Annotated in this window: 15 protein-coding genes; 3 read left to right on the plus strand and 12 right to left on the minus strand. The window is 35.7% G+C overall.

The annotated features are described in order from the left end of the window. Positions 1 to 6 precede the first annotated feature (6 nt). The 5 genes from CRI88_RS08160 to CRI88_RS08180 all read right to left on the minus strand — a co-directional run bounded on the left by CRI88_RS08160 (position 7) and on the right by CRI88_RS08180 (position 6461). The gene (locus CRI88_RS08160) at positions 7 to 1719 is read right to left on the minus strand and encodes an ABC transporter ATP-binding protein (protein WP_058843375.1); all 1713 of its coding nucleotides are present in this window, start codon (positions 1717 to 1719) and stop codon (positions 7 to 9) included. A 108-nt stretch (positions 1720 to 1827) separates the two neighbouring features. Further along, a complete protein-coding gene (locus CRI88_RS08165) occupies positions 1828 to 3576 on the minus strand; it encodes an ABC transporter ATP-binding protein (RefSeq protein WP_058843376.1) in 1749 nt (582 codons plus the stop codon). Positions 3577 to 3641: 65 nt separating this feature from the next. Beyond that, positions 3642 to 5111, minus strand: a complete 1470-nt coding sequence (locus CRI88_RS08170) for an ABC transporter ATP-binding protein (RefSeq protein WP_058843377.1) — start codon at positions 5109 to 5111, stop codon at positions 3642 to 3644. Next, positions 5105 to 5827, minus strand: a complete 723-nt coding sequence (locus tag CRI88_RS08175) for an energy-coupling factor transporter transmembrane component T (protein WP_051891635.1) — start codon at positions 5825 to 5827, stop codon at positions 5105 to 5107. The genes CRI88_RS08170 and CRI88_RS08175 overlap by 7 nt, the downstream gene beginning before the upstream one ends. Positions 5828 to 5867: 40 nt before the next feature. Continuing rightward, positions 5868 to 6461 carry an MptD family putative ECF transporter S component gene (locus CRI88_RS08180; protein ID WP_036121640.1) on the minus strand — a complete coding sequence of 198 codons (594 nt, stop codon included), beginning with the start codon at positions 6459 to 6461 and terminating at the stop codon, positions 5868 to 5870. Positions 6462 to 6646: 185 nt separating this feature from the next. Here CRI88_RS08180 and CRI88_RS08185 point away from each other — a divergent pair, with 185 nt between their 5' ends. Both CRI88_RS08185 and CRI88_RS08190 read left to right on the plus strand, forming a co-directional pair. Continuing rightward, positions 6647 to 7606, plus strand: a complete 960-nt coding sequence (locus tag CRI88_RS08185) for a helix-turn-helix transcriptional regulator (RefSeq protein ID WP_058843378.1) — start codon at positions 6647 to 6649, stop codon at positions 7604 to 7606. 65 nt (positions 7607 to 7671) lie between these two features. Next, entirely contained in the window at positions 7672 to 8331 is a 660-nt protein-coding gene (locus CRI88_RS08190; RefSeq protein ID WP_051891636.1) for a 4'-phosphopantetheinyl transferase family protein, read from the plus strand. Positions 8332 to 8500: 169 nt separating this feature from the next. Here the strand turns inward: CRI88_RS08190 and CRI88_RS08195 are convergent, their stop codons facing one another. The 3 genes from CRI88_RS08195 to CRI88_RS08205 all read right to left on the minus strand — a co-directional run bounded on the left by CRI88_RS08195 (position 8501) and on the right by CRI88_RS08205 (position 11931). Next, positions 8501 to 10021 carry a thiol-activated cytolysin family protein gene (locus tag CRI88_RS08195; protein WP_369802719.1) on the minus strand — a complete coding sequence of 507 codons (1521 nt, stop codon included), beginning with the start codon at positions 10019 to 10021 and terminating at the stop codon, positions 8501 to 8503. 241 nt (positions 10022 to 10262) lie between these two features. Further along, entirely contained in the window at positions 10263 to 11351 is a 1089-nt protein-coding gene (locus tag CRI88_RS08200; RefSeq protein ID WP_036121625.1) for a M42 family metallopeptidase, read from the minus strand. Between the two features lie 94 nt (positions 11352 to 11445). After that, positions 11446 to 11931, minus strand: a complete 486-nt coding sequence (locus tag CRI88_RS08205; protein WP_036121628.1) for a dUTP diphosphatase — start codon at positions 11929 to 11931, stop codon at positions 11446 to 11448. 107 nt (positions 11932 to 12038) lie between these two features. Between CRI88_RS08205 and CRI88_RS08210 the strand changes: the two genes are divergently transcribed. Then, positions 12039 to 12434 (plus strand): hypothetical protein, encoded by a 396-nt coding sequence (locus tag CRI88_RS08210; RefSeq protein ID WP_036121631.1) that lies wholly within the window; start codon positions 12039 to 12041, stop codon positions 12432 to 12434. 24 nt (positions 12435 to 12458) lie between these two features. On the opposite strand, the gene CRI88_RS08215 is transcribed toward CRI88_RS08210, so the two are convergent. The 4 genes from CRI88_RS08215 to infC form a co-directional block, all read right to left on the minus strand. Further along, a complete protein-coding gene (locus CRI88_RS08215; protein ID WP_058843380.1) occupies positions 12459 to 12722 on the minus strand; it encodes a DUF1294 domain-containing protein in 264 nt (87 codons plus the stop codon). Between the two features lie 176 nt (positions 12723 to 12898). After that, complete coding sequence (rplT, locus tag CRI88_RS08220; RefSeq protein ID WP_004226314.1) at positions 12899 to 13258, minus strand: 50S ribosomal protein L20; 360 nt, start codon at positions 13256 to 13258, stop codon at positions 12899 to 12901. 55 nt (positions 13259 to 13313) lie between these two features. Continuing rightward, entirely contained in the window at positions 13314 to 13514 is a 201-nt protein-coding gene (gene rpmI / locus CRI88_RS08225; protein WP_004226312.1) for a 50S ribosomal protein L35, read from the minus strand. A gap of 31 nt (positions 13515 to 13545) precedes the next feature. Continuing rightward, entirely contained in the window at positions 13546 to 14049 is a 504-nt protein-coding gene (infC, locus tag CRI88_RS08230; protein ID WP_025114499.1) for a translation initiation factor IF-3, read from the minus strand. Positions 14050 to 14299 lie beyond the last annotated feature (250 nt).

The following is a 14299-nucleotide window of genomic DNA, read 5'->3' on the forward strand; positions in this document are numbered from 1 at the left end:
TATTTGTTAGACGATACTTAATTGATGTTCTTTTTTCCACATAGCTGCATATTTGCCCTCCTCAGCGATAAGACTTTGATGTGACCCTTCTTCAACGATTTGTCCTCCATCCACAACTAATATATTGTCTGCATTTTTAATAATGGAAAGTGTATGGGCAATCATCACCACTGTTTTTTTCTTTTTCAAAAGATTTTTAATCGCTTCTTTTACAGCTAACTCATTTTCGATATCTAACGAAGCGGTCGCTTCATCTAATAAAAGTATAGGACTGTCCTTTAAAATGGCACGTGCAATGGATATACGCTGCCTTTCACCACCAGATAAATTATTACCATTTTCCCCAATGATTGTGTCATAGCCATACTCCAACTTCTCAATAAAATCATGGCAGTTGGCCTCTTTTGCAGCATTAATAATTTCTTGTTTTGTTGCTTCTGGCTTTGTATAGCGAATATTATTTAATATCGTGTCATTAAACAAAAAAGTATCTTGATCAACCATTGAAATTTTTCGCATTACTTTTTCAGTAGCGATCGATTGAATCGTTTGCTGACCAATTAAAATATCACCACGATTAGGCTCATAATATTTTGTGATTAAATTTAAAATAGTTGATTTTCCCGAACCCGATGGCCCGACAATTGCTACAAACTGGGAAGACCCAATTTCAAAATTAATATCACGCAATACAGGTTCTTCTTGGCTATAGGCGAAATTCACATTGTGAAAAGCTATACTATATTGTTCAGGTTCAAAAAAGGCATCACTTGATGGCTCTTCCTCTGCATCTAATACAGCTTCAATTTGACGTTTGGCAATCATAAAATTTTTATAAGAGGTAAGGTCAATAAAAAGTGTGCCAAACAATTTACATGTAAATAAAGGGCTGATGCTAATTAGAAAGAAGGAAGAAGCCTCTAGATTTCCTGCCAACCATTGATGACCTGCTAAATAAAGAACAATCGGTAAACTGAACCAACAGAGAATACTAAATATCGTACCAATTGGAATTACTTTGATCTCATATACATAACTAATATCACTATAGGCTTTCATAGAATCAGTTGTTGCTTTATTTTTAACACCACCTAAACCAAATGATCGTAGCGTTTGAATACCATTAATATACTCCACTACATCACTTGTATTTTTTGTCATAATATTTTTCTTCTCGTTCCCGTATTTTTTTACCATTAAAAAGGACAAGTAAAGTGATGGTAATAATAATAAGCCTGAACATAAAAGAACTATTCCAGCAGATATCGAATGCGTTGCAACGAAGCCAATTAACAGTAAGCTAAACGAAGTATTTTTTATAATATCACCAATTTTATGAGTCAAAATATTTTCATAATTATTAACACTTGTTGTCGTTGCATTAATGTACTCGCCAATTTGTGCCTTCGTAAAGGAGGAAAGTGGTATTTTTTTCATTTTATCGCCCAGCGACAAGCGAAGAATTCTACTTACTTGCGCACCACCAATTTGCCCTCTCGTATAACCAAATGCATAGACAATTAAGCGAATAACAAAAACAGCACCTAATAATAATATAGTTTGAGTTAACATGCTCATCGTTAATTGCTCTGTAATTAAGGCTTTAATCGTGTAGTATAAAACGATAAAATTAAAACCAGCTAGCATCCCTTCGATGACATTGAAAACAACAGAAAGATAAAAAGAAATATTTTTTCTAAATGCATGTTTTTTGTCCATACTAGATTCTCCTTCATCCATTAATTACGCCTTGGCGTAATTGTACCCGTCGCTACGTAGGTAATTTTCTTCCAAATATGTGACATCTGCTGAACCAAGATAAATATCTTACAATTCATACGTAATTTCTCTAGCTTTGCTATAATCCTGCCAAACTTTTTTATATGAAGGGCACTCTTCTAGCATATCTTGATGTGTTCCACACGCTTGAATTGTTTCATTTTCGACAATGGCCACTCGATCACAATGCTTAATCATTCCAAGACGATGTGCAATGATAATAACCGTTTTACCTACACAAAGCTCAGCAATGGCCTGATCAATTTCGGCTTGATTTTCTGGGTCGGCTGCGGATGTGGCTTCATCCAATATTAGTATAGGCGCATTTTTTAAAATGGCACGTGCAATCGCAATACGCTGCTTTTCACCACCAGAAAATCTAATGCCAAAGCTCCCTACCTTCGTATCATAACCATCTGGTAATGAAATGATAAAATCATCAATTTGGGCCTTTTTTGCTGCTTCTCTTACTTCATCAAGTGTGGCGCTAGAGCCCATAACAATATTTTCGAAAACGGTCCCACTCGTTAAAAATGTCTTTTGGAATACTATCGTTATATTTTTTAATAATTCCTCATACTCAATAGCCTTCACGTTTTGATGACCGATTAACACTTCCCCTTGTTGAACGTCATTAAAGCGTGAAATCAACTGGACAATTGTACTTTTCCCTGAACCTGAAGCACCGACAATAGCTATTTTTTCATTTTCAGCAATCGTTAGATTCACATTTTTTAAATGTTCTTTCTGCCCATCATAAGAGTAGTTAACATTTTTCAATTCAATAGTATAATTCTTTGGAAATGCTTGCCCTTGTTCAAAAACAGGTGTTTCTAAAAAAGTTACACATTTCTTTACAGCATTTAATACTTGTGCAAAGTTCATGCCTAATTCTTGTAGAGGGCGTAGTTCTGTTAAATACAATGAACCTACAAATGCAAAAAGAATAAAGACACTTCCTGTTAAGCTACCATTTAAGAACCACATGCCACCTATGGGCACCATTAGCAATAAACCGCACTCTATAATAATGATATAGCTCGCATATGGTGGGCCCATTTTCAAAGATATTTCTTTCCATGTCTTAAATTCATCATCTACAGCTTTAGCAAACTTTTGAAAAGATGAACTGCTCATGTTAAATGCCTTAATTAAACGCATGCCTTGAATATATTCGATAATGATTGCATTTAAATTAGCTATAGAACGTGCTGCACGATCCATCATTTGATTCGTACCACGAAACATGATGGCCATAACTGCTACTGCAATGATTAATGGAATAAACGAAATAAGCGCTAACGGTACATTTACCGTACATAAATAGATAAAGACAGCTATTGGACCACTCATATAAAAGACGAGCTCTGGTAAATGATGGGCTAAAAATAATTCTAATTTTTCGATTTCTTCATTTAATAATGTTTTAATTTCCCCTGTATTTCGTTCATTTAAAGAGCCTAATGGTACTTGTGCCATATGCTCTGTTACTTGACAACGCACTTTAAATAACGTTCGATAGGCTCCTTTATGCGAAAGAGTACCAGAAATAGCAAAGAGCCCAAATCGAACAATAATCGATGTAATCAAAAGTAATAAATTTTGAATTAATAAGGCTTCCGTTAAGGTATTGTGATAGACTTGCTCAATAATTTGATAAATAACGAAATAAGATACAATTGTAGAAAGACCACTAATTAAAGAACATAAAACCGATAAATATAAATATTTTTTATCTTTTCCTGCCCAAGAAAGAAGCATGAAGATCGGATTTTTATTTTGTAGTGCTTTTTCCATTGTTATTCAGCCCCTTCCTACACAATCATCTGTGTAATTTCACATTGTACTTTACTCAGCAGCCGCTAACCTTGCTGTAGAGTGAAAGCATCAATTGTATACTGCTGATTTTCTTTATTCAGTATATAATCGTCTTGCTTCTTTCCATCTTCAAAACGAAGAATACGATGACAGCAGGTCGCTATAAATTCCAGGTCATGTGTTATAACAAAAACAATTTTATTAGCCTCCGCTAAACTTTTTAAAATACTTGCCACCTTTTGCATACTGTCATAATCTAGTCCACTTGTCGGTTCATCAAATACTAAAATTTCCTTTTCACTTATTAAACTAGCCGCTACTGCAAGCCTTTGTTTTTGTCCACCTGATAATGTATTAGGGTGTCGTTCTGTCAACTCTAATAAATCCATCTCCTCCAATACTTGTTGTACTAAATTTGAATCAGGATTTTTCACCCCAAAGACACATTCCTTTTCGACTGTTTCAGCAAATAACTGATAATTAACATCTTGCATCACCAGATAGGAGAGCTGTGCTTGTTTTTTCGAAGTTAGTTTTTGTTTATTAAAATAAATATTTCCAGATGTTATTTTATGTAGACCACATAGCGATCTAGCAAAGGTCGTTTTCCCTGCCCCATTATGTCCTGTGATGGCAATAATTTCGCCGCTTTTTGCTGCAAAGTGTATATTTTCCAGTATATTTCTCTTTTTATGTGAAATCGTAACATCCTTCACAATAAGTTCATGGACTTTATGTTTAGCAGGCTGCTGTCGATGTTGAAACTGTACATTGCTTAAATAAAGCGTGCGTAGCCCCAATTGTTCCAGCTGTTGATTCGAAAGCTGTAAAAATTCCTTTTGTGTATAAGTTGATACAATTTGTCCCTTATTTAACACAATGGCAGTATCAATTAAATCTCTTAAATAATAAAGTCGATGTTCAGATATAATAATCGTCTTACCTTGCATTTTTAGTAAGGCAATCATCTCCTTTAATTCTTCAATAGCAGCCGCATCTAAATTAGACGAAGGCTCATCTAGCACAAAAACATCTGGTGCAACAGCATAGACACTCGCAAAGGCAATCTTCTGCTTCTCACCACCTGATAAATGAAAAATATTACGACGACGAAGCTTTTCTAAACGAAGTTCCAATGTAATCTCTTGCATTCTTTCTTCCATCATTTCTTTTGGATATGCCATGTTTTCCATTCCAAATACAATCTCACTATCTGTATCAACGTTAAAAAACTGTGATCGTGGATTTTGAAAAACTGTCCCTACCTGTTCACTTAATTCATACATCTTTCTATTTTCTACAGGTAGATTATTTAACATCACTTGCCCTTTAAGTTGGCCGAAATAAAAATAAGGAATTAAACCGTTAATTGCTCTGATAATCGTTGTTTTCCCACAGCCACTTTTACCACATAATAAAATGCACTGTCCTCTTTTCACATGAAAATTTATATTTTCGATACCTTCACTTTTCTCATCTGTATAATGGAATGAATATTGCTCGATTTTCAACATATGAACAGCCCTCCAAATACAAAAAACGTCAATACAAAAACGACAATACTATCGCTTAGTTGAAAATGTACATGTTGAAAGCAAGAGCGCTCTTTCGGGTTTTCAATTCCCCTCGCTATACTTGCAGCAGATAATTCATCAGCAATTTTGGATGCTGCCATCATTAAAGGAACATATATGCATTCAACCGTTTGCATAGGTTTTGTTAGAAAGCCTATGATGGAGGGAGAAATGCCCCTTAATTTCATCGCATCCTTTATATAGCGCCAATCTTCCCCAATCATAGGAAAATAGCGTAACATGACGGCTAATGGAATAATTACTTTTTTTGAAAGTCGTAGTTTTCCTAAGGCCGTCATAAATTCATTGATTTTGGTAGTCCCAACTAGTAACCCTCCCATGACAACACATGGAAAAATTTTTCTAATAAACATAGCAAACGAGACAAACATTAGCTCCCATGTACCAGATAAAAATCTTTCACTTATAAAGTGAATACCTAGAATAAATCCATATCCTAGCATCATTTTTATTGAAAATGACAACATACCCATCAATAGACAAAGACTAAATATGATGACCATTAATAGCAGTTCGTATTGAAAAGAAGGTGACAAAAACACCGCAACATTCACTAACAGTAGCAGGTATATTTTTGTTCTTGGATCAAGCTTGACGGTGGAAACTTGCATATGCACATTGCTCTGCTCATACATATAAATCTTCTCCCTTAATCTTAAAGTTTCACCACTCTAGCTATGCCAGTACCCCAGATTTCTCAAACTGTTTTTTCAATAATTTTTTCCCTAAAAAACCACTAATGAGTGCGCAGAGCATTGTACCAATAATCATTGCTGGTAGCATCCAGTTTTGGGCCGTTGTTAGCATCGTATCCATATAAGCTTGTTCTGTTCCTTGACCTACTAAATACTCCTTATATGCTTGTTGATTGAACCATAGCATTATGTAAGACCCCATAGGATGAAGTGAAAAAACAATATAACTCATCATATTAATCGTATTATTTTTATACTTGCCGATTGATGCAATGAATTCGCCTAGCAAAGCTAGTACTATACATGCTAATGACCATAACCAGTACATTCCTGTTACGAACGTAATAATCGCTATCAATATCCCCAAAATTAGTATTGGGCCAAATTTCGGTACTTTCGCTAGCATTAATAAATAAATAGGGCCCGTTAATAGGGCTGCACCCGCTGGCATTAAAAAAGTCAATACAGGGTTGGGTGCGAAAAAGGCTGACCCAATCATCATAAATATAAAGAAAAGCGCTGAGAAAATACCGACTGTTATTAAATCTTTCATCGTAAGCGTTTTTTGTTGCATCGTTTGTGTATACATATTTACATCACAATCCCTTTCTATTGTAATTTTTACTATAATTAGCACCTTTAATTGATAACGATTATCATTATCTATTATAATGAATAACAGTACATAAAAATATGCCCACACTGTGTTTACGTCTAATCAAGGAAAAGGAATGTCTAATTGAGGGAAGGGGAAAGCAAATGACTTTACAACATTTTGAACCTCTATTATTAAAAAATGGATTTTCACAAGATGATCAGAAGAGTAAATATAACGCCATAGGAACTACTTTCACAATTGATCCAGCTTTAGGTAACGGGTATTATTGGATATATCATGCCAAAGATATGTTTTCTATTCTTATTCATGATTTTTATTTTTTTGAGGATCATCGATTAGAATTAACGATGCCTGAGCTACTAACAATCACATACTACGAATCTATTTCAGGCGAGGAGCTTCATCCTTATCAACCATTAAAGTCTGGCTATATAAGAAGCTATTGGAGCAAAGGTGAAAAATATAGTGCTATTATTCATAAAAATATTCCAGTACAATCAATTGGCATTGAGTTTACTGCTACATTTTGTGATCAATTTTTAGCATATAAATATGGTGAAAAATATGTGAATCCACGACAAGCGTTAACAACATTAAAAGCGACATCTACTTTTTCAGAGATGGTTATTCTCCTTCGACAAATAGCTGTTTATCGAGGTTCCGACCTAACTTCTGCCCTTTTTTATGAAGGAAAAGTATATGAAGCATTGGCTCTCATTATGGAACGAGCCCTTTCTGATAAAACATGTCATTGCTCACAAATTTCTAAAGAAGATATTCACCATATTGAGCATGTAGCCGCTCATATCGAAAATTACTATACGCTTCAACTAACATTAGATCATTTAACGAAAATTTCATGTATGGGTGCTACAAAATTAAAAAAGCTATTTAAAGAAGTGTATCATTGTACAATTACTGAATATATCCAAAAGCAACGAGTCCATCAGGCTGAGAAACTACTAGCTCATACAGAGCTTCCTATTAATGAGATTGCTCGGAAAGTAGGCTATCAAAGTGCCGGAAGGTTTTCAGAACTATTTAAACGTTATCTAGACCTCACACCTAAAGAATATAGACAGCAATTATCGAAAGGCTAAACGAATAGGAGGGTATAATTATTATAAAACTGGCTTTACTTTCAATTACAGATGTACACTTTGACATGTACCATTCGAAACTTACAGCTTTTATTTCCAATGAGAAAAAAAATAGACTTCAAAAATTTCACTATAAAGAAGACTACAAGCGAGGGCTATTAGGGGATATATTAGCTAGATATTTAATTTCAACAAATTTTAATATAGCCCCCTGTACTATTGAATTTGCTAATAATTCGTATGGCAAACCTTTTATTAAAAATTTACCAAATGCCTTTTTCAATGTTTCTCATTCAGGAAATTATGTTTTTTGTGGTGTCAGTAATACAGAAATTGGCGTTGACATTGAAAAGCATCATTTATTGGATCTCAATCTTGCCCAGCATATATTCTCCTCTGAGGAATATAAGGATCTCATCACGTTATCGGACAAGGATCAATTAGATTATTTTTTTAAGCTTTGGACATTAAAGGAAGCCTACATCAAATACTTAGGCATTGGCTTATCAACGCCACTTCAATCTTTTTCTTTTAAAATAATGGATGGCACTATTCATTTCCATGGTAACCATTGTGACATTCTTTCTTTTTTATCCACCCATCTCGAAGGACAATATTCGCTTGCTTGCTGCTCTACTGAAGCTATTGAAGCAAATGCTATTGAATTATTATCTTTACAGACTATCATCACCTCTTTCAACAATAAGATGGTTTATGAATCTTGAATGCAATCCGTGGGGGCTTTCATCTCCCACGGATTAATTGCTTTCACCAATCGGACTTGTACAGGTTCTAACCAACGCAAAAAACCTCCTAACAATAATTTGTTAGGAGGTAAAACGCTATTATCGAAATTGAATATCATTTTTCACATCATTATGATGAATTTTGATGTTAATTAATACTACCTGTTGGGTATAATGTCGTTCCTCCAATGGAGACTTTGATTTCATTAGACATTGGAACATTATATTCATCAATAACCGTTCTCCACCATTCCCAGGCAAGACCTGTACACTCTCTTGCATAAATTCTTATATTTTTTGAATTAGCAGGAAGTGGTATTACTGTAGAGAAATGAGCTGTTTTGTCCTTCCAATTTCCATCCCAAGTTTTATGGGTTAATACTTCATTTCCATTTTCATCATAGGAAAATTCGTCCCAGGCTACTTCAAATTGAGCAACATATGCACCATAATGATCAAGGATGATCTTTCCTTTAGAATATTCTGTAGATGTCGTCTCAATATAATCTGTATTATTATGAACAGCAGCAATTGAATGATCCTTTAAGAAAACACTTGTATACGAAATTGGATATGCTGGATTTTTAAGACTAAATTCTGCATTATCTTTAATTATTCCTCGAATATCATTAAAGTCCTTTGAGACAATTTGATTATGCTTTTGTGAATCTCCTCCTAATACTACAGCCGTAAAGGAGCTTTCTTCAAAAATATCCTTGTACTGTGCACTAGTTTCTACATTCGTATTGACATTCTTCAGTAAGGCTTTAAAAGCAGCTTGTACATCCTTGCTCTTAGAGCTTGTTTCTAATTTCACATAAATTGTTCTACCATAAGCTACATTTGATACCATAACGGGAGGAGCATCATTACTTACCCCTTTACGCGTTAATTCTTCAAAATGGACACTATCATCAAAAAGGTCTGATGGATTGTTAGGTAGTTCAGCACTTACGGTATAAAATATTTGTTTGTATGCTGCAACCATCACTTTTTTCTCGCCGTTCGCAATCGCATTAAAGTCAATCCCTAGTGAATTGTCAAGAACTTGAGCGTTGACATTCAGAGCACTCGCTATTTGAGATTTGCTATAAACCATAGATTCAGAATATTGTAGTCTTGCAGGTAAAGTATGTGTTGTGGAATATTTCTCACTCCAAGTAGATACTAACTCATCTACTGCACCAGACACATTACCATATGTTGGATTATCCACCGTTATAGTATTTTCCCTTTTCATGCCAGGTAAATCAATGCTAATATTTAGGGGTTTTCTTTTAGCTACCAATAAACTAGGTTGATTGTCTACAAAAGCTCGGTTTGCAAGTTGTAATGCTCCTGGATATGTACGATTCGCCATAGAATCAATAATTGAAATATCCACCGGTGAAGTTGTAAGTGATTTTTTATTACGTTCAACCACTATAAATTTATTATTTGAGTTAATACCTTCTTTTGGAACAAAGCTATCAACCTTGTCACCATTCACTGCTAATACTTCCTTGTTATTGTAGTTCAAGTTTGCTATACCTGTATCAATGTCAGATATGCTTTTTTCACTAGATGTATTCATATCAAGTGTTTCAGCAAAAGAAATACTAGGATAATTTATGATACATAAACTAAGAGATAAACATAATAAAAACTTGATTACTTTTTGAATTCCCAAATAAATCCACTCCTTTTATAGGAAATTATACCATACAAAATTAATTTTCAAAAATAGTATTTTGGTTTCATTTTCAACTTGCTATCTAGTATGTACTAATGACTATTGTGTAATATTTGCTATGATATCCTAACTATTCCCTCTTAAGTAAGCTATATTGGTTTAAGCAACGAAAAAAGCCTCCTAACATTGTCGTTAGAAGGCAAAACTATGGGAATTCTATTTAGTTCTTATCATTCAATCAATCAAATGTAATTTTATTGACTGCATCACGGTCTAATTTTTTAATAACTTCTACCATTAATTTAACAGCGTTATCATAATCATCACGATGTAGGATACCTGCATGTGAATGGATGTAGCGTGTCGCAATACCGATGGATAGTGCTGGTACGCCATTTGCTGTTACGTGGATGGAGCCAGCGTCTGTCCCACCGCCAGCCATCGCTTCAAATTGATATGGAATATTGTGCTCATCTGCTACATCTAATACGAATTCACGTAAGCCACGATGTGATACCATAGATGCATCATACACAACGATTTGTGGGCCAGCACCCATCTTACTAGTTGATTCTTTAGCTGTAACACCTGGCGTGTCTCCTGCTACACCTACATCTACTGCAAATCCAATATCTGGTTGGATTTTATGTGTTGCTGTTTTAGCACCGCGAAGCCCCACTTCTTCTTGTACATTCCCTACTGAATAAAGAATGTTAGGATGCTTTTCATTTTGTAACGCTTTCATAACATCAATCGCAATAGCACAACCGATACGGTTATCCCAAGCTTTTGCTAATAGATACTTATCATTTTTCATAACATTAAATTCAAAGTATGGTGTTACCATATCGCCAGGACGCACGCCCCACTCAAGTACTTCATCTTTAGAAGCAGCACCAATATCAATAAACATATCTTTAATGTCTACTACTTTATTACGTACATCTGCAGGTAAAATATGAGGTGGTTTTGAACCAATAACCCCAATCACTTCATCACCCTTGCGAGTAGTAATCGTTACACGCTGTGCAAGCATTACTTGACTCCACCAGCCACCTACAGTTTGGAATTTGATAAAGCCTTTGTCATCGATTTGCGTTACCATGAAACCTACTTCATCTAAATGTCCTGCTACGACAATTTTAGGACCGTTTTCATCGCCTACTTTTTTAGCAATTACACTACCTAAGTTATCTGTTTCTACAGTGTCTGCATATGGTGCAATGTATTTTTTCATGACCTCACGAGGTGCACGCTCATTACCTGCAATACCATTCGCATCTGTTAAATCTTTAAACATTTGTAATGTTGAATCTAGTTGTGTCATCCTTTTGCCTCCTACTTCTCGTATCTACTTTATTATACTTCGTTTACCGAAATATTCCTAGCTTAATCGTCTGAAAATTAGTGTATTTCTTACTTTAATATCCTGAACGCTGACGCTGGTAATTTTCTTGGTTTTTCTCAATATAAGCGCCAACCACGTCCTCAAATGTAAAACTGAGGTTATACGCGAGTACCCCGTAGCATTGCCAAATGGCTAAGTAGCGCTCCTTGGTAGGTTGCTGAATAAATGTTAAAATAGCACTTTGTGTCTCTAAAAAAATGGCTGTTAAATCTCGATTTTCTTCTACCACAGGCCACTTTTCAATCGATGTATAGCCCTTTAATAAGCCAAGCGATAAGATAAAGTGAATAGAATCCACATATTCTTCTAAAATAACCTCACGTGCTGAAGGCCCCTTTGTGCTCCAAAACTTAAAGCAGCGCGTTTCATTCGCAAGCTCTGCTAACTCTACCATTAAGGCTAAGCCCTTTTCCTGAAACACATCTTGCTGAATATTTTGTGTTTGCTCGATAAAATCATCCAGCTCTTGTTGCATTGTAAACAATTGTTGTAAATTCATTTTTATCTCCTAAATTTCTAAAAAAATATTTTAAATAAAATGAAACTATTTGACCTCTCTAATCGTATAGGAAAGAATAACCTTTCTTCAAGGGGGAAAATTTAAAAATGTTGCCGTTACTAATTCGACTTGCTGTGATAGCGCTTATTATCTATGTATTTTATAAAGCGATTCGTTATATAACCGATCCTAAACGCAAACTTGATGAAGCCTATGAAAAAGGCCAATATTATTTTTACGATGACGTTAAAAATGTGCGAAAGAATTTCTTCATTTCCTATAAGGGTGCTCTTTTTGAAGGTGAAAAATACCTAGGCACGACAGAGGATGCTTTCGAGGTTGTGACTATTTTTGTCGGTGCGCGTGACGCTGCGACGCTGCAAGGCCTCTCCAAAAGCGACTTTGAATATTTACAGCAGGAAATTTTATTGAACTATCCAAACGCAAAAATTAATTGGAAGCAGCCCATTGAACAGCTTATGCGGAACACATCCCCATCATGAGGATGTGTTTTTAATTCATGTCAATTATGACCACAATTGTACAATGATAAAAATTTGAATGGCTGCTAATAGTGGAAAACCAAATGCAAAACGATTGTGGCGTGTTTTATGGCGGAATAAATACATACCTAGCACGCCACCTCCTGCCCCTCCTGCTATGGCAAGCGTAAACAACGTGCGCTCCGCAATACGCCATTCATGTTTTTTAGCACGTGATTTATCCATACCCATTAAAATGAGCAGCACAATCGATACAATGCTCATATACGCTAATAATGCTTGTCCCATTTCTTACTCCTTTATCTAGAAAACGTTATACTACTAATCTAACACAAAAAAGACTGATGGAAAAATCCATCAGTCTTTTTTAACACCTGTCGCTTATGCTTTCGGTGCAGAAAATTCCTATTTTGCACCTGCCGCTGCGCTTTCGGTGCAGAAATAATAGTTGACTACGTCAACTATTATTTAGCTACTGCTTTTTTAGCAGCGTCTGCTAGTTGAGTGAATGCTGCAGCATCTGTTACAGCAAGGTCAGCTAACATTTTACGGTTAACTTCGATACCAGCAACTTTTAAACCGTGCATTAAACGGCTGTAAGAAAGACCGTTCATACGAGCAGCTGCATTGATACGAGTGATCCATAATTTACGGAAATCACGTTTTTTCTGACGACGGTCACGGTATGCATATTGACCTGACTTCATTACCGCTTGGTTAGCAACTTTATATAATGTATGTTTTGAACCATAGTAACCTTTAGCTAATTTTAATACTTTTTTACGACGTTTGCGCGTCACTGTTCCGCCTTTTACGCGTGGCATATGAATTACCTCCTGCTTTTCATTTAAAAATGAATGTTAGTATTTTTGTAGTCAATTATTTCATGTAAACAAGTAAAGATTTGATGCGTTTGAAGTCACCAGATGAAACGATGTTTGCTTTACGTAAGTGACGTTTTTGTTTCGTAGATTTGTTTGCGAATAAGTGGCTTCCATAAGCACGGTCATATTTTAATTTACCTGAACCCGTTTTTTTGAAACGTTTCGCAGCTCCACGGTGAGTTTTCATTTTTGGCATGTCGAATTCCTCCTAAACTGTTCGTCTAATATTATTTCTCGTTCTTTGGTTGAAGAACTAAGAACATGCTTCGGCCTTCCATCTTCGGTTTTTGTTCTACCGTTGATACTTCAGCACAAGCTTCAGCAAAACGATCTAACACACGTTGACCAATGTCCTTATGTGTAATCGCACGACCTTTGAAACGTAAGCTACATTTTACTTTATCGCCTTTTTCAAGGAATTTAATCGCATTACGTAACTTCGTTTGGAAATCATGCTCATCGATTGATGGGCTCAAACGAACCTCTTTCATGACGATGACCTTTTGATTTTTACGAATTTCACGGTCTTTCTTTTGCTGTTCAAACTTAAATTTACCATAGTCCATGATACGAGCGACTGGCGGCTTGGCTTGAGGGGCCACAAGGACAAGATCCAAGTTTACACGAGTGGCGATTTCTAGCGCTTCATTACGTGTCTTTACACCAAGCTGGTCACCATTGTGATCGATTAATCGAAGTTCACGTGCGCGAATGCCTTCGTTTACATACATGTCTTTGCTAATAGTAATCCACCTCCAAGTAGTTGTCGCGAATACATGGTTTGGGCAAAGTCTTGCCCGGTTGAACGGTACATCCTCTTGTCATGTCCATAAAAAAAGGACGGACATTTTTGAAGATGTCCGCCCGCTATATGTGCATGCGCAAGTCTACGCAAAACAATTCAACGTGTCATACCTGTTCACAGCCTTTAAAGCGTTGTATCAGGTGAGAAGCGGGCAGCCTCTACTTCAACCACAAACT

It is taken from the genome of Lysinibacillus fusiformis (assembly GCF_002845985.1).
Classification (GTDB): Bacteria; Bacillota; Bacilli; order Bacillales_A; family Planococcaceae; genus Lysinibacillus; species Lysinibacillus fusiformis_D.